Origin of the sequence: uncultured Phocaeicola sp., assembly GCF_948499155.1 — a bacterium.
GTDB classification, from domain to species: Bacteria; Bacteroidota; Bacteroidia; order Bacteroidales; family Bacteroidaceae; genus Phocaeicola; species Phocaeicola faecalis.
Genome location: NZ_CAOOSE010000001.1, coordinates 393,830 through 410,637 on the forward strand (window position 1 = coordinate 393,830; position 16,808 = coordinate 410,637).

Below are 16,808 nucleotides of genomic sequence, written 5' to 3' on the forward strand. Positions count from 1 at the left end.
ACACGTTTGGTCAGCCTCGATTGACTTGTTTGACTCCTTTTACAGTTTTTATTTTCTTTACCAGCAATTCCAATTTGGAGGTATCGTCTACCATCACTGTCATCATACCTGAAAATAATCCGTCGTGCGAGTCAATACTGATAGAACGTAAAGTGATGCTGCTCTCCTTATTAATAATGGAGGTGATATTGGTTACAATACCTATATCATCGTGACCGACGATGCGCAGGGTTATCGGATATTGTTTACCCTGACTTTTGCCGGCCCAACGTGCTTTTACTATACGATAAGCAAAACGTGCTCTCATTTCTTTGGCATTGGGGCAATCGGTACGGTGAATTTTAATACCTCCGTTGATAGTAACGAAACCAAAAACATCATCTCCGTAAATCGGATTACAACATTTGGCCAATTTAAAATCCAGTCCTTTTAAGTTCTGGTCTATTACCAGTACATCATCTTTGAACGTTTTGTCATCGGCAGGAGCTTGGATGCTATAGGTTTCGGCACTGCGATAGGTGATATCCTGCTGTGCTTCCGTCTCTTTCTTTTTCATTTCCACATACTTATCCAGTATGCTGTTGGCATCCAGCTTTTCGTCGGCAATATCCTGATAGAATTCTGTAACTGTTTTATAGCTCAGTTTCTTGATGAGACGCATCATGGTCGCTTCATCATATTCCAGTTTGCGGTTTTTAAACTTGCGTTCAATGGTCTCCTTGGCAAACTGCACTTGCCGTGCCTCAATTTCCTTTAATGCCTGACGTATCTTGGTGCGTGCTTTTGAAGTGGTCACGATATTCAGCCAGTCACGTTTGGGGGTCTGGGTATTGGATGTCATGATTTCCACCTGATCTCCGCTATTCAGGATTTGTCGTAGTTGGGCATTCTTACCGTTCACTTTGGCACCGATGCATTTGCATCCCAATTTACTATGGATGGTAAAGGCAAAGTCGAGTACGGTAGCTCCCTTTGCTAGTTTATAAAGGTCACCTTTCGGAGTAAAGACAAATACTTCATCTTCATACAGCTCGAGTTTGAACTGATCCATCACGTCCAGGTCGCTGTCTGCGTTTTCCAGTGTTTCACGGATAGTGGTCAGCCATTCGTCCAGTCCTGTTTCGCCTTTTACTCCCTTGTAGCGCCAATGAGCCGCAAGTCCTCTTTCGGCAATATCGTCCATACGTTCTGTTCGTATCTGTACCTCTACCCACTTTCCTTCAGGTCCCATAACTGTGGTGTGCAAAGACTCGTATCCGTTACTTTTGGGAACGGAAAGCCAGTCGCGCAACCGTTTAGGGTTGGGCATATACATGTCGGTTACGATAGAATACACTTGCCAGCATTCCTGTTTTTCTTTCTCAATAGGAGAGTCGATGATGATGCGGATGGCAAATAAATCATATACCCCTTCGAACGGACATTTCTGCTTCTTCATCTTTTGATAGATGGAGTGGATAGACTTGGTGCGTCCTTTCATGTGAAACTTTAGTCCGGCCTGCTCTAGTTTCTTCTGAATCGGCTCGATAAAGGCGGCTATATATTTGTCGCGTGATGCTTTCGTGGCATTCAGCTTATCTTTTATATGATAATAAACATCATGTTCGGTGTATTTCAGTGACAAGTCTTCCAATTCGGACTTTAATTTGTATAATCCCAGCTTGTGTGCAAGTGGTGCATAAAGGTAGGCTGCTTCATTGGATACTTGTTGGCGGGCTTCCTCATTCTCTGAGTCCTTGATTTGACGCATCAGGTTGACACGATCGGCAATCATAATCAGGATGACACGCATATCTTCAGCAAAAGAAAGAAGCAGATTGCGGAAATTTTCTGATTCGATGGTCGGACTTTTGGCATATAATTCATTGATTTTAACCAGTCCGCGAATGATTCCTGCCACGTCTTCTCCATATTCAGCTTGTACCGATGCCAAACTGCATAAATGGTTTTTTACTGATTCATGTAACATAATTCCCAAGATAGAAGCCCGCTTCATGCCGATTTCTTCGGCGACAATGACAGCAGTCTGCATATCTTTGATAATGAGGTTCATCCCAAAGTTATTTCGTGGCATATTGCCTTCGGCAACCGCCTTGATAAGATGCGTTTTGAGCTTGTGACAGTCGTCTTTTTGCAAGGTATCCCCCGATAGACGGAGTAACCGTTTATAAAGGGTGAACAGTTGTTCACGCTCTTTGGCTGTGAAAAATGTTTTTTCTTCCATAACACGTGAAATCTTTTCTTTCGGCGTAAAGGTAGTTTTTTTCTTTCTTTTTTAGATGGCTTTATGGCATTTTTTTGTATTTTTGGGCATTGATGAATAATCAAAATAGATAACGGATAATTTAAACCATTTAAATTCATATACTTATGTTAACACCTGAAGACAAAGATTTATTAGTTAAAAAAGGTATTTCAGAGCAGCAGATAGCTGAACAATTGGCTTGCTTTGAAAAAGGTTTCCCTTTCTTGGAACTGGATGCAGCCGCTTCCATTGATAAGGGGATTATAGCTCCTGCAGAGAGTGAATTGAAAGAATATCTGGAAGCATGGGATACATATAAACAAGGTGACAAGACAATTGTGAAGTTTGTACCGGCGTCTGGGGCGGCAAGTCGTATGTTTAAGAATTTATTTGAATTCTTGGGCGCGGATTATGAGGCTCCCAAAACAGATTTTGAAAAGAAGTTTTTCGACCATATCCATAGTTTTGCTTTTTACAATGATTTGAATGCCGCTTGTTTGGATAATACCGGAAAGAATATTGATGCATTGATTGCTGAAAAGAACTATAAACCGGTGGTGGCAAATTTGCTGGAAGCTGTTGGGCTAAATTATGGTGCTTTGCCAAAAGGTTTGTTGAAATTCCATCGTTATGCTGATGGCGTGCGTACTCCATTAGAAGAACATTTGGTGGAAGGAGCCCTATATGCAGCTGGAAAAACCGGAAAAGTAAACGTGCACTTTACTGTTTCTACCGAGCATCGTGAGTTGTTTAAACAGCTGGTGGATGAGAAGGTAGCGGTTTATGCTAAAAAATATGGAGTGGAATTTAATGTTTCGTTCTCGGAACAGAAACCAAGTACCGATACGGTAGCGGCTGATATGGAGAATAATCCATTCCGTGATAACGGCAAATTATTGTTCCGCCCCGGTGGTCACGGTGCTTTGATTGAAAACTTGAATGATTTGGATGCGGATATTGTATTCATTAAGAATATTGATAATGTGGTGCCCGACCGTTTGAAGGACGAAACCGTTACTTATAAGAAATTGATAGCCGGTGTCTTGGTCACCCTTCAGAAACAAGCGTTCGAGTATTTGGAATTGTTGGATAGCGGTAAATATAATCATGAACAATTGGAAGAAATCATTCGTTTTGTTCAGCAGAAGTTATGTTGTCGCAATAATGGGATTAAAGACTTGGAAGATGCGGAACTGGTGATCTATTTACGCAAGAAACTAAATAGGCCGATGCGTGTTTGCGGTATGGTGAAAAATGTGGGAGAACCTGGTGGTGGTCCATTCCTTGCATATAATCCTGACGGAACAGTGTCTTTGCAGATTTTGGAAAGTTCTCAGATTGATATGAATGATGCTGAAAAGAAAGCCATGTTTGAAAAGGGTACTCACTTTAATCCGGTAGATTTGGTTTGTGCTGTACGTGACTATAAAGGCCGTAAATTTGATTTGGTGAATTATGTAGATAAAGCTACCGGATTCATTTCGTATAAGTCAAAAAATGGCAAAGACTTGAAAGCATTGGAACTTCCGGGACTTTGGAATGGAGCTATGAGTGATTGGAGTACTGTTTTTGTAGAGGTACCGTTGGGCACTTTTAATCCGGTGAAGACAGTGAATGACTTGTTGCGTGAGCAACATCAATAAATCATTGATAACTCAGAGTGAGATTCTGATATAATTGATACATAGTTAGTAAAGCGGGGAGCCTTATATATAGACTCTTCGCTTTATTTGGAATGGATAATATTAATAAACTTGATATAGCTGTATGAGAAGAAATAGCCTGTTGGCCTTTATTGTACCTTTTGCTTTGGCGGTAACTTTTATTATGCCGATAAATGCAGCCAAACATAAAGAGCTGCCTGCATTGGGAGATACTCAAATTCAAATTTTTAGCAATACGAACATTTGCTTCCGTCCCGATTCCTTTCCCAATTATACTCCGGCCAATGCAGACGGCGTTATCCGTTTGGTGAATGGACGCATTATTCTTAAAAAGATATCTTTACCTGATTATAAACGGAATGTACGTGTGAAGCTTCGCTTGACATTGGCTTCTGATGGTGATCGTTGGGATAAGTCGGGCTCTTGTTTTGCATTGCCCAAAGAGTCGTTTGTCAATTTGATGAGTATTGCAGAAGGAAAGGCGGCTTTTCCATCGGTGGACAGTCTGAAATATGAAAATATGATTGGTATTGTTCCGGGTAAGGATTATGTGCCTACATTAGAACTGATGCGCTTTATGACTCCGTTTGGAGTAGGCTTTTATAGCAAAAAAGAGAATGAAATAGGAGCTAAGCGCAAGCCGGTTTATATTCCTGAATGGGCAGAGAATGTAGTTTGGGAACAAGATATTACCGATCTTTATTCTGCATTGGAAAAGGAAGCCTATGTAGGTGTTTTTATTGATACGTGGACGGCCGAAGGCTATGTTGTCAGTCTGGACATTGAGATAAAAGAGAGTAAGATAAGTTGTGATGCGTTGCCCAAACGTCATGTACAGCCTTTGATGAATACCGTTTATTATATTGGTCAGACTTACCCCGATATATTTGCCCGTAAAGATGTGGCGATGGATTTTGAACTGCCTCGTAATGCAAAAAATGTCCGCTTGAAGTATATTGTTACCGGGCATGGCGGTCATAGCGGTGGAGATGAATTTGTGAAGAAACGCAATATTGTTTCGGTTGATGGCGAGAAAGTGCTGGATTTTATTCCATGGCGGGATGACTGTGCCTCTTTCCGTCGTTTCAATCCGGGGACAGGAGTGTGGCTGATTAAGCGGCTTTCTTCTTATATCGGTGAAAACGGTTATGAAGAAAAAGAAATTGAAGAACCATTAGGCTCATCGGATTTATCACGCTCCAATTGGTGTCCGGGCTCGGATGTGTTACCCGAGGAAGTAATGCTTGGCGATTTGAAAGCCGGTAAACATACTTTTAAGGTTAGTATTCCTGACGCTCAGGAAGTAGATGGTGATAAATTGAACCATTGGTTGGTTTCGGCTTATCTGGTTTGGGATGAATAATTTTGTATTTTTTATTGAGGTTGGAAGGAAGCTTGTTATAATCTAAACGAATCTATTACGATGAATGAATATCGCATCAATGGGTTAACCATAAAGGAAAATTTGTTGCAATTGGCTGGAGAGGGTAATAAAAAGTTTACTGAGGCTCTCCATCCGGGTATTGAAAATGTGTTGGGCGTTCGTGTTCCGGCTCTTCGACAATTGGCGGCTCAAATAGCCAAAGATGATTGGCAGGCTTATTTGCAATCGGCTGACATCTATTATATGGAAGAACGCATGCTTCAAGGCATGGTGATAGGATGTGTGAAAATAAAGGATGTGGAAGAGTATCTTTCATTAGTATCAACGTTTGTACCGCTCATTAATAGCTGGTCTGTATGTGATACTTTCGATTTTGCAGGTAAGCAACGCTTTGTTGATAGGAATAAGGAACGTATATGGCAATTTCTGGAAGGATGGATGAAATCAGACAAGGAATATGAAATTCGTTTTGGAGTGGTTATGGCAATGGCGCATTACATTGATGCAGATTACATACAGAAGGTATTGCAATGGATGAATCGTATCAACCATGAAGGTTATTATGTAAGGATGGCAGTGGCTTGGGCGCTTTCTGTCTGCTATGTGAAATTTCCAAAAGAAACGATGCTGTTGTTAGAGAAAAATCATTTGGATGACTTTACGTACAACAAAGCACTCCAAAAAATAATAGAATCCTTTCGGGTCAGTCCGGACGATAAAGATATTATCCGTGGCATGAAACGTAAGGTAGTAAAATGAGGGACTCAGATAGTGAGTCCCATTATATAATCATTCATATAATATCCGTTGCCGATAGCAAAATCCCCTTCGTCTACTTTCTCCATTCCCATATATTCATAAAATCGGAGTGCTTTATTATTGCGATTTACATTCAGGTGCATTTTGCAAGGTGCGGGATGAATTTCTTTTATTGCTTTTATAGCTTGTTCGAACAATAACTTTCCTAAATATTTTCCTTGGAAAGAAGGGAGTACATAAATTTTCTGTAAATGGAACAAATTTTCCCCTTCGGGTTGGATGGAGACGTAACCGGCAGGTGCATCTTCTTTAAAAGCAATATAGTAAATATGGCCTTCTTCTTCCATTTGTTTGCGCAGATTTGTAATGGAATACATCCACTCCATCATGTAATCGAGCTGTTCAGGAGAAAGGATGTCTGCGTAGGTAGCAGGAAATACTTCCTTTGCCATAGTGTGAATCAATGGAATATCTTCTGTTGTCGCTTTTCGTATTGTAAACATACTCTTTGTGCTTTTATGGGTTTAATGGGGGACAAATATAAGTTTTTCCTTCCTAATATTGTTTTCTCTCTTTCCCTTTCTTTCGTCTTATAGTTAAAATACACAAAATAAAAGTACTATGCAATACAAAGTACTAATATAATGCATATATTTGTGTCAAACAAAGTACTATTGAATATGAACGTTGATAATGTAAAATCTCAGATGCGCAAAGGAATGCTTGAATATTGCATTTTATTGTTGCTGCACAAAGAGCCCTTTTATGCTTCGGATATTATTTTAAAATTGAAGGAAGCACGGCTCATCGTGGTAGAGGGAACGCTTTATCCACTGCTTACCCGGTTGAAAAACGACGACCTGCTCTCTTACGAATGGGTAGAATCTACTCAGGGTCCTCCCCGTAAATATTATCGGCTGACGCCTCAAGGAGAAATTTTTCTTAGCGGATTAGAAAATGCATGGGATGAACTTTCGGATACAGTAAATCATTTAAGAAACAATTAAAAACAGAATACAATGAAAAAGACGCTGACTGTAAATTTAGGTGGCACCGTTTATCATATAGATGAAGATGCGTATAAGTTGTTGGATACTTACTTAAGTAACTTGCGGATACATTTTCGCCGTGAAGAAGGAGCGGAAGAAATTGTGCATGATATGGAGCTACGCATTTCAGAACTGTTTACAGACCGTTTAAACGGTGGCAAACAGGTTATTACGATAGAGGATGTAGAGGAAATTATTGCTCAGATGGGTAAACCCGAAGACCTTGGTGATGAGGCCGGTAGTGGTGAGGAATCTTCGAAAGGCACAAAGACCGGAAACACTTATTCACAAACAGCAAAAGGCCCTCGCCGGTTGTTTCGTGATTCGGATAATAAAGTATTGGGAGGTGTGGCCTCCGGTTTGGCTGCTTACTTTGGTTGGGATCCCACATGGGTGCGAATTGTCTTTTTGATATTGGGAATTTTCCTTCACAGCTTTATTATAGCATATATCATAGCTTGGATTGTCATTCCTCTAGCTCGAACCGTACCTGAGAAACTGGCGATGCGCGGAGCGAAAATTAATGTGGAGAATATAGGACGGACGGTTACGGATAACTTTGAGAAAGTAAATGAATACGTTCATTCGGGCAAGCCCCACAGTGTGTTGCAGCGAATAGGTGAGGGGATTGTTGGTGTGGCAGGAGCATTAATCAAATTTATATTGATTGTTCTGGCTATCTGTTGCGCTCCGATAGTATTTGTGATATTTGTGGTATGCTTTGCTATGTTAATGGTGGCAACCGGACTGATTGCAGCTACACCGGCTATCCTTTATGAAGTAGTGCCAGCTGTGGATTGGAATGCTGCCGGAGCATCTCCTACAGCTACTATCGGCCTGGCTATATCCGGCATATTGGTTATTGGTATTCCTGTCATTGGATTGATACATATCCTGATGCGTCATTTCGGTGGTTGGCAACCCATGTCTGCTGCCACTCGAATTATCTTTATCGTGCTGTGGTTTATAGCTTTGTCTGTCGGCTTTGGCTTTTTCTTCCAAATACACCATTTATTGGCAGTTTGATATATTAGTAGTTTAAAAATACATTATCTTTGCAAGCGGAAAGGATTGTGTCAAAACGTGGATAATGCTATCGTTTAGTTCGTAGGGGCGAGGTTCGCTCGCCCGAAAACAGTTTGCTTTGTGTCTTCGGGCAGGCAAATCCTGCCCCTACAGCTGACGATGGGATAGGCCGGTTTAGTTTTGATACACTCCTCTCCGCTTTCAGTTTATGGGAAATTCAAAAATAAAGAGATAGATAGTTATGACAAAGAAGATTTTATTGCTAGGCTCCGGCGAACTGGGAAAAGAATTCGTTATTGCAGCGAAACGTAAAGGACAGTATGTAATAGCTTGTGATTCCTATGCAGGGGCACCGGCAATGCAAGTAGCAGACGAATTTGAAGTATTCAGTATGCTGGACGGTGATGCGCTGGATGCAGTTGTGGCTAAGCATAAGCCTGATATTATCGTTCCTGAGATAGAGGCGATTCGTACTGAAAGGCTTTATCATTTGGAGAAGGAAGGCATCCAGGTAGTACCTAGTGCAAAAGCGGTGAACTATACCATGAATCGTAAGGCCATACGTGATTTAGCCGCTAAGGAACTGGGATTAAAGACTGCCAAGTATTTCTATGCCAAGTCTTTGGAAGAGTTGAAAAAAGCTGCCGAAGAGATAGGCTTCCCTTGTGTGGTCAAACCGTTGATGTCTTCATCGGGCAAAGGACAGTCATTGGTGAAGGGTGCGGAAGAGTTGGAACAGGCATGGCACTATGGTTGTGAAGGCAGCCGTGGAGACATTAAGGAACTGATTATCGAAGAATTTATCAAATTTGACAGTGAAATCACTTTGTTGACTGTTACTCAGAAAAACGGTCCCACATTGTTCTGTCCTCCTATCGGTCATGTGCAGAAAGGCGGTGATTATCGTGAAAGTTTCCAGCCCGCACATATTGACCCTGAGCATCTGAAAGAAGCACAGCGTATGGCTGCTAAAGTCACTGAGGCATTGACGGGTGCCGGAATATGGGGAGTTGAATTCTTTTTGAGCCACGACAATGGCGTATATTTCTCTGAATTATCTCCACGCCCGCATGATACAGGTATGGTAACATTGGCGGGAACTCAGAATCTGAATGAATTTGAACTTCATTTACGGGCTGTTCTTGGACTGCCTATTCCTGAAATTACTCAAGAGCGTATAGGGGCCAGTGCGGTTATTTTGTCACCGATTGCCAGCAAAGAGCAACCGCGTTATCGTGGCGAAGAGGAAGTGTGCAAGGAAACCAATACTTATTTGCGTATTTTCGGTAAACCTTATACGAAGATTAATCGCCGTATGGGAGTTGTGGTATGCTATGCTCCGAATGGAAGTGACTTGGATGCGCTTCGTGACAAATGTAAAGCTATTGCTGCTAAAGTTGAGGTATATTAATTGATATCTTATTATATAGTGAAGAGTTGTTTCAGCTATGCTGGAGCAGCTCTTTTTTTTGTTTTTAGAAGCACTAATAAGGAACATTTGTCACCGGATGTTGTCTCCTCCGTTTTTTTAACTCTGCATACGTTTTGAACTCCCTAAGTCGATTCATTAGTCGGACTAAGCGTTTTCGTCCTTTCGATTATGCCTGTCTATAGGTCGAATTACTACAGACTCCGGCAATGGACTGTACAGTCTGTTGGCGTAGTCTGTAATAATCTTCCGTTTAAAAAGCCTTGGATGACCTTAAGAAACGGCTTACTCTTCCCTTTGTTGGTGATATGATATATTAAATCCCCAAGAATAATGACTGGCCCGGAATATAGAACCATTTAAGCGGAGAATTTGTTTATGAGATGAGGCTGCTGTTCTCCGTATAAAATACCTAATAATGGGGATTGTAATCTTTTGTTCTTTTCCGTAAATTTGCAGCCGTTAAGAGAAACAAATACAGATAACTATGTATAAAACAAATAATTATGTGCCAACGGATAAAATGAGTGACCTGATATGCGGTAACTATACCTTGTTACAGGTGATGAGCCGTTTCGACCTCTCGTTAGGCTTTGGCGACCGGACTGTGCAGGAAGTATGCCAGGCAAACGGAGTGGATTGCAAGACATTTCTGGCTGTGGTGAATTTTATCACAGAAGAGAATAACCGTATGGCTGACGAAGTGCAAGATCTTTCTATCCATGCTTTGATGAGCTACTTAAAGCAGGCACATCACTATTTCCTTGATTTTCAATTGCCCACCATACGCCGTAAACTGATAGAGGCTATTGATTGTTCGGCGCAAAATGAGGTTGCTTTCCTTATCTTGAAATTCTTTGATGCGTATGTGGCAGAAGTACGCAAGCACATGGATTATGAAGATATGAATGTGTTTACTTATGTGGAGAATCTGGTTGCAGGTAATAGAGAGAGCAGTTTCCGTATCTCGCAATTTGCACGTCGGCACGATCAGATAGACGCTAAACTGACAGAATTAAAAAATATCATTATCAAGTATTATCCCGCCGGTGGGAATGATTATTTACTGAATGCAGCATTGTTTGACATCTTTAGTTGTGAGCAGGACTTGGCGTCACATTGCCGTGTGGAAGATTATCTGTTTGTACCCGCCGTTCTTCGGTTAGAAAAGGAGGCAAAATGAAACGGACAGACCTTATACATGTGGCAGTGGCCGAGACTTCGGTCATCGTGCGTAGCGGACTGATATCAGTCTTGAAGCGCCTGCCTGATATTCCGGTTCAGCCTGTAGAAATCACTTCGATGGAAGGGTTGCACAATTGTATGCAAGGGCATCAGCCTGAAGTGTTGATTGTGAATCCGGCATTCGGAGGATGGTTCAATGTCGATGAATTTAAAGCTGCATATCCTCAGACGGTTATTAAATGCGTATCATTGCTTTGTTCGGTAACGGATAGTAATTTGTTGAAAGGATATGATGAAACGGTTGGATTATATGATGATATTGGAACATTAAATAAGAAATTGGTTGAATTGATGCACATGGGGGCAGAAGATGAAAATGAACAGGAAACATTGAGCCAGAGGGAAAAAGAAATAATTTGTTGTGTAGTGCGTGGCATGACGAATAAGGAGACGGCAGAGAAATTGTTTCTGTCTATTCATACGGTCATCACCCATCGCCGCAACATAGCGCGCAAGCTACAAATACATTCTCCTGCCGGTCTGACTATTTATGCTATCGTGAATAAACTGGTAGAACTAAGCGAAGTAAAGATGAACTTATGATGAATGATACCTACTAATAGGGAGTGAACGGTTACAGAATACCTAAATGAAGCGATTGCAGGGATTGGCCGGAACACTTATCTTTGCATTATAAGTTAGTCATATAGAAATTACGTAAACCACAAGTTAGTTATTAGTTGAAAAGTACTCCTTGCGAAGTGATTCGCGGGGAGTGCTTTTTTTATAGACTATCGGTATTGGCGAACTGAATTTATAATAACTATTGAAAATCTTCTATTAGATAATTGTTTTTTTATACTTTTGTGAAACAATTATAACCTGATCTATTAATGACTATTGCAACAAAGGAAATAAATCGAATGGAAAGGCTTGATTTTTCAGAGATCTATGCTGTTTATTTTCCACGAATGTTGCGTTTTGCCTGTACTTATGTTATTGATAAAGAAGAGGCGGAAAATGTAGTGCAGGATATTTTTATCTACTTATGGGAGCATCGCTCTTTATTGGATGGCCTTCGTTATCCTCAAGCTTTTCTTTTTACTTTAGTTAAGCGGCGCAGCATTGATTTCTTGCGCAAGAAATTATCAGCTGTCGAACAAAGAGGTAGTTTGGAAGAAGTAGAGAATCGCGAAATCCAATACAAACTTTATTCTTTGGAAGCATTTGATGAAGCTAAATTCTCGGATGAGGATGTTGAACGTATTTTGCATGAAGCAATTAGCCGTTTACCTGAAAAATGCCGTTGTATTTTCATTGAAAGCAAGTTGAATAATAAAAGGTATCAGGATATAGCCGATGAAATGGGGATATCCTTGCAAACAGTTAAGAATCAGGTGATGATAGCTGTTAGGAAATTACGCGAGGACTTGAAAGATTACCTTCCTCTGTTGATATTTTTGTTGGGGTAAACGTTTGCCTCTAAAATAAAATTAAAAAGAATCCATTTTCTTTTGGTACTTTTTATAGTATCGTCCGACTTACTAATGAAAAACAATAGAAAATGGACGAATTACTTACTAAATACTTCACCGGAGAAATTACAGCTCATGAAAAGAAGCTTCTGTTTCAGGCTATGGATACAGATATGGCTTTGCGGGAAGAATTTTATGCTCTGCAAAATGCGATAGCTATCACCGGATGCTTGGAAGGAGAGAAAGATACGGATATCAGTGAAGTAGGATATAAAAAATTCAGTGGACGATTGTTTAAGTATCGGTTAGGGAAATGGATGTTGCATAGCTGCAAATATGCTGCATTGGTTTGTCTGGTTGCCGTAAGTGCTTATTTTCTGACTCGTTATCAGTTGATAGAAGAATTTGGAGAGCATTACACCGAAGTATCCGCTCCCAGCGGACAGCGTGTGAAAGTAAACCTTCCTGACGGGACGGTGGCATGGCTGAGTCCTTGCAGTACTTTACGTTACGCGGCTTCCTTTAATAATAAGGATAGGGAAGTGGAATTGCAAGGGGCAACGTTTTTCGATGTGGCTCATAATGCTGACAAACCTTTCCGTATTTCAACGGGCACTTATCAGATTACTGTTCTCGGAACTCGTTTCAATGTAATGGCTTATCCCGAAAGTAAGCGTTTCGAAATTGATTTGGTGGAAGGTAGTGTGCAGGTAGACAATACAAATGATCCTACCGACCGATTGGTGCTTCGCTCTCACGAACAGGCTATACTTCGCAATAATCGTTTGTGTAGGCAGGTTTCGGAGTTTGATAACGAAGAATACTTGAAAAATGGCATTGTAAGTTTCAAGAGCCGTCCGTTTGGAGAGATTTTGGATAATGTCGCTTTGTGGCAAGGAGTGAAATTTACTGTGGAAAAGGAGGTGGATATCCAAAAGTCTGTGACCGGGAAGTTCAGGCAAAGCGATTCTTTGGAAAGTATTTTGCGCGTTTTGCAATCGATTGCTGATTTTCGTTACAAAATCATAGATGAAAAACATGTTACCATTTATCGTTAACCTTTAAAAATATACTATCGCTTATGGAAAAATAAAAGAAGAAAACAAAAAGAGGAAGCAGTGCTGCAACACCGTTTCCTCTCAAGACAAGGTCACAGCACCTTACTCTATGGGAAATAAATTAAAGTAATGAACCTTAATTGCAAAGGTATGAAAAAAAACTTATTGCTACTAGCTAATGCATTAAAACAATGTAAAACCAATCAATTATTTCGTATTATGAAATTCGCTTTTTTGTTTTTGTTCTTGCTGATTATTCAGGCACACGCGGGCACAATCAAGTCTCAGAATGCCCAAGTGACCCTGAAAACGGGTCAGACGACGCTAAAGGAATTAATGGCGCAGGTAGAACAGCAAACTGAGTATTTGTTTGTATACAGTGATACGGAAGTAAATATTAATAAGAAAATTAATATTAAACAGGGCAAACAGAAGGTGGCCGATTTATTAGAGATTTTGGCAACCAATGGTATCACATCCAGCTTCTCCGATAATTATATATCCTTACATAAGTCGGACGCACTTGCTGTAAAGTCTGCTCAACAGTCAAATAAGACTGTAAAGATAGCAGGTAAGGTTGTAGATTTACAGGGAGAACCGGTGATAGGTGCCAATGTTTCTGTAAAGGGCAACTCTTCCATTGGAACGATTACGGATATGGAAGGTCGTTTTGAACTGGTGGTGGCTCCTAACGCTACTTTATTAGTAAGTTATATTGGTTATAAAAACCAAGAAGTAAAGGTAAACGGAAAGACAGTCTTCAATATAAAGATGGCTGAAGATACGGAAATGTTGAGTGAAGTAGTGGTGACTGCACTGGGTATTAAACGTGAAGAAAAGGCATTGGGATATGCGGTTCAGAAACTGGGCGGTGAAAAATTGGCTACAGTAAAGACGGTAGATGTGGCTACCTCCTTGACCGGTAAAATTGCCGGGTTGAATGTACAGAATAGTACAGAATTCAATGATGCTCCCTCTTTATTGTTACGTGGTGAAACTCCGTTGTTGGTGATTGACGGTGTGCCTTACGGCAATATGACGCTGCGTGATATCCCTGCCGATGATATAGAATCTGTTGACGTCCTGAAAGGTGCTACGGCAGCGGCTCTGTATGGTGAACGTGGTGGTGTGGGTGTTGTAATGGTTACCACTAAGAAAAGTAAAGAAGAAGGGTTGCACGTCAGTGTAAACAGTAGTACGATGTTTCAGGCAGGTTATCTGAAATTGCCGAATGTCCAGTCCGGTTACAGTTCCGGTGAAGGAGGACGATATAACCACAATGATTTTGTGTGGGGTGATAAACTGGATATCGGTCGTGAGGCGGAACAATGGAATCCGGTCACTCATCAGTTTGAGATGATGCCGCTATTATCGAAAGGAAAAGATAACTTCAAAAACTTCCTCGAAACAAGTTTCGTGACTAATAATAATGTAAGTATCAGTCAGAAGGGTAAGTATGGAAGTGTAAGAGCCTCATTGTCTCATGTATACAACAAGGGGCAATATCCCAATACCAAATTGAATAAAATCACTTATTCAGTATCGGGAGAAATGAAATGGAAGAAATTCTCTTTTGATGGAGGAGCCAGCTTTAATAAACGTTTTTATCCGCAGAATTATGGAACCGGTTATGGAAAGGGAGGTTATCTTTATAACCTGTTGGTATGGACCGGACCTGACTATGATATTCGTGAGTTTAAAGATTATTGGGTGAAAAAGGACGAGCAACAGAATTGGATGTATTCCGGCTGGTATGATAATCCGTATTTTGTAGCCAATGAAGTGCTCCGCTCCAGTGACTATACCATTACGAATGGATATATGAATATGGGTTATGAATTTACTCCATGGCTGAAAGCCAATCTTCGTTCCGGTATAGATATTTACAGCAATCGTAAGACATGGCGTAATCCGAAGTCCGCTAACTCAGGCTGGGACAAGAATGGTTATTTTGAGATTGAGCGCGATGGCGGCTTCAGTATGAATCACGATTTGATGTTGAGCGCGAATCACAAATTTGGCGATTTTAATCTGGAAGGTATTGTGGGTGGAACCCTTTATTACTATCAGGATGATACTTTGCAGGGCAATACTGAAGGTGGATTGACTATTCCGGGATATTATTCTTTAAAAGCTTCGGTAGACAAGGCAACTACATCCAGTTCGTATAAACGGAAACAAGTCAACAGTATCTATGGAAGACTTTCCGCTTCATGGAGAGGAGCGTTCTACTTAGATGTGACAGCACGTAACGACTGGTCGTCTACATTACCGTCCGAAACCCGTTCTTATTTTTATCCGTCTGTATCAGGTAGTGCTATTCTTTCCGAATTAATAGACTTGCCCGAATGGATGTCTTTCTGGAAAGTGCGCGGTTCATGGACGCAAACCAAGAAAGATGTAGATGTATATTCCATTAACAATGTATATAATATTTCCACTGATGCATGGGACAATCTGCCTTCTGCTTCTTATCCCACTTCTATCCGTGGAGCATTAATTCAGCCTACTGCTACCCGTTCATGGGAAATTGGTACAGCTGTGAACTTCTTTAATAATCGTTTGCGTGTAGACTTTGCTTATTACAATACTTTAAAATATAATCTGACTCGTAAGGCAACGGTAAGTAATGCATCCGGCTTTGAAAGTACATTGATTAATTATGATGAAGAGCAGGAACGTCGTGGTGTGGAGCTTACTATTTCAGGAGACATCATCAAGACTCGTGACTTTGAGTGGAATGCAGTGCTTAACTGGGCTCGCGACCGTTACTATTATTCAAGAGTAGATGATAAGTATTCTACCCAAAAGCCATGGGTTGCTGCCGGCGAACGTTGGGACTGGTTGGGACAATATGACTGGGAACGCGATTCGCAAGGAAATATTATACATGAAAACGGATTACCCAAACAAAGCGAATATCAATCAGTTGCGGGATATGAATTCCCTGATTGGGTATGGGGTATCACAAACACATTCAGATATAAAAACTTTACGTTAAACTTCACGATAGACGGTCGTGTGGGAGGTGTTGCTTTTAATAAGATGGAACAGGCTTTGTGGAATACAGGAGCTCATCCCGACAGTGATAACCAATGGCGTTATGATGAAGTTGTCAATGGAAAGACGAACTATATCGGTAATGGTGTGAAAGTCGTTTCCGGCTCTGTGGAATATGATGTGGATGGAAACATCACTAATGACACACGTGTATTTGCTCCTAATGATGTACCTGTATCTTATGAGAATTATGTTCGTAATTATTATCCGAATGCTTATAGTGCGGTCAGTCAATGTATTCAGGACGAAACATTCTTTAAATTGCGCGATTTGTCCATTACTTATGATATGCCGAAGAGCATTTGTGAAAAGTTTAAGATGAACAGCATGCAGGTGGGGCTGGTCGGTCAGAATCTATTGATTTGGACAAAAGATTTCAAATTCTCCGATCCTGACTCGGCACAAGAAGATTTGAACTCACCGTCTATACGTTACGTCGGATTTAATGTTAAGTTGAATTTCTAAAAGCTATTA

The 16,808-nt window shown here is 40.7% G+C and carries 13 protein-coding genes; 11 read left to right on the forward strand and 2 right to left on the reverse strand.

Going from position 1 to position 16,808, the window contains the following annotated elements; genetic code table 11:
• Positions 1-10: 10 nt before the first annotated feature.
• Positions 11-2,224: a RelA/SpoT family protein gene (locus QYT14_RS01700; RefSeq protein ID WP_237037957.1), complete on the reverse strand. Its 2,214-nt coding sequence runs from the start codon at positions 2,222-2,224 to the stop codon at positions 11-13.
• A gap of 146 nt (positions 2,225-2,370) precedes the next feature.
• Between QYT14_RS01700 and QYT14_RS01705 the strand changes: the two genes are divergently transcribed.
• From QYT14_RS01705 to QYT14_RS01715, 3 genes are all read left to right on the forward strand, one after another.
• Entirely contained in the window at positions 2,371-3,888 is a 1,518-nt protein-coding gene (locus QYT14_RS01705) for a DUF4301 family protein (protein WP_237037956.1), read from the forward strand.
• A 184-nt stretch (positions 3,889-4,072) separates the two neighbouring features.
• Positions 4,073-5,272 carry a PNGase F N-terminal domain-containing protein gene (locus QYT14_RS01710; protein ID WP_288324200.1) on the forward strand — a complete coding sequence of 400 codons (1,200 nt, stop codon included), beginning with the start codon at positions 4,073-4,075 and terminating at the stop codon, positions 5,270-5,272.
• Positions 5,273-5,332: 60 nt separating this feature from the next.
• Positions 5,333-6,052, forward strand: coding sequence for a DNA alkylation repair protein (locus tag QYT14_RS01715; protein WP_288324163.1), 720 nt, complete (start codon positions 5,333-5,335; stop codon positions 6,050-6,052).
• Positions 6,053-6,057: 5 nt separating this feature from the next.
• Here the strand turns inward: QYT14_RS01715 and QYT14_RS01720 are convergent, their stop codons facing one another.
• Positions 6,058-6,555 carry a GNAT family N-acetyltransferase gene (locus tag QYT14_RS01720; RefSeq protein WP_288324164.1) on the reverse strand — a complete coding sequence of 166 codons (498 nt, stop codon included), beginning with the start codon at positions 6,553-6,555 and terminating at the stop codon, positions 6,058-6,060.
• A gap of 177 nt (positions 6,556-6,732) precedes the next feature.
• Between QYT14_RS01720 and QYT14_RS01725 the strand changes: the two genes are divergently transcribed.
• The 8 genes from QYT14_RS01725 to QYT14_RS01760 all read left to right on the forward strand — a co-directional run bounded on the left by QYT14_RS01725 (position 6,733) and on the right by QYT14_RS01760 (position 16,799).
• The gene (locus tag QYT14_RS01725) at positions 6,733-7,059 is read left to right on the forward strand and encodes a PadR family transcriptional regulator (protein ID WP_288324165.1); all 327 of its coding nucleotides are present in this window, start codon (positions 6,733-6,735) and stop codon (positions 7,057-7,059) included.
• A gap of 12 nt (positions 7,060-7,071) precedes the next feature.
• On the forward strand, positions 7,072-8,127 hold the full coding sequence (locus QYT14_RS01730; RefSeq protein WP_288324166.1) for a PspC domain-containing protein: 1,056 nt from the start codon (positions 7,072-7,074) through the stop codon (positions 8,125-8,127).
• A gap of 241 nt (positions 8,128-8,368) precedes the next feature.
• Positions 8,369-9,538 carry a formate-dependent phosphoribosylglycinamide formyltransferase gene (purT, locus tag QYT14_RS01735; RefSeq protein ID WP_237037952.1) on the forward strand — a complete coding sequence of 390 codons (1,170 nt, stop codon included), beginning with the start codon at positions 8,369-8,371 and terminating at the stop codon, positions 9,536-9,538.
• Positions 9,539-10,043: 505 nt separating this feature from the next.
• Complete coding sequence (locus QYT14_RS01740; protein WP_237037951.1) at positions 10,044-10,739, forward strand: hemerythrin domain-containing protein; 696 nt, start codon at positions 10,044-10,046, stop codon at positions 10,737-10,739.
• Positions 10,736-11,344, forward strand: a complete 609-nt coding sequence (locus QYT14_RS01745) for a response regulator transcription factor (protein ID WP_288324167.1) — start codon at positions 10,736-10,738, stop codon at positions 11,342-11,344. The genes QYT14_RS01740 and QYT14_RS01745 overlap by 4 nt, the downstream gene beginning before the upstream one ends.
• Before the next feature lie 320 nt (positions 11,345-11,664).
• A complete protein-coding gene (locus QYT14_RS01750) occupies positions 11,665-12,213 on the forward strand; it encodes an RNA polymerase sigma-70 factor (RefSeq protein ID WP_237037949.1) in 549 nt (182 codons plus the stop codon).
• Between the two features lie 92 nt (positions 12,214-12,305).
• Positions 12,306-13,274 carry a FecR family protein gene (locus tag QYT14_RS01755; protein WP_288324169.1) on the forward strand — a complete coding sequence of 323 codons (969 nt, stop codon included), beginning with the start codon at positions 12,306-12,308 and terminating at the stop codon, positions 13,272-13,274.
• Positions 13,275-13,424: 150 nt separating this feature from the next.
• The gene (locus QYT14_RS01760; RefSeq protein WP_237037947.1) at positions 13,425-16,799 is read left to right on the forward strand and encodes a SusC/RagA family TonB-linked outer membrane protein; all 3,375 of its coding nucleotides are present in this window, start codon (positions 13,425-13,427) and stop codon (positions 16,797-16,799) included.
• Positions 16,800-16,808 lie beyond the last annotated feature (9 nt).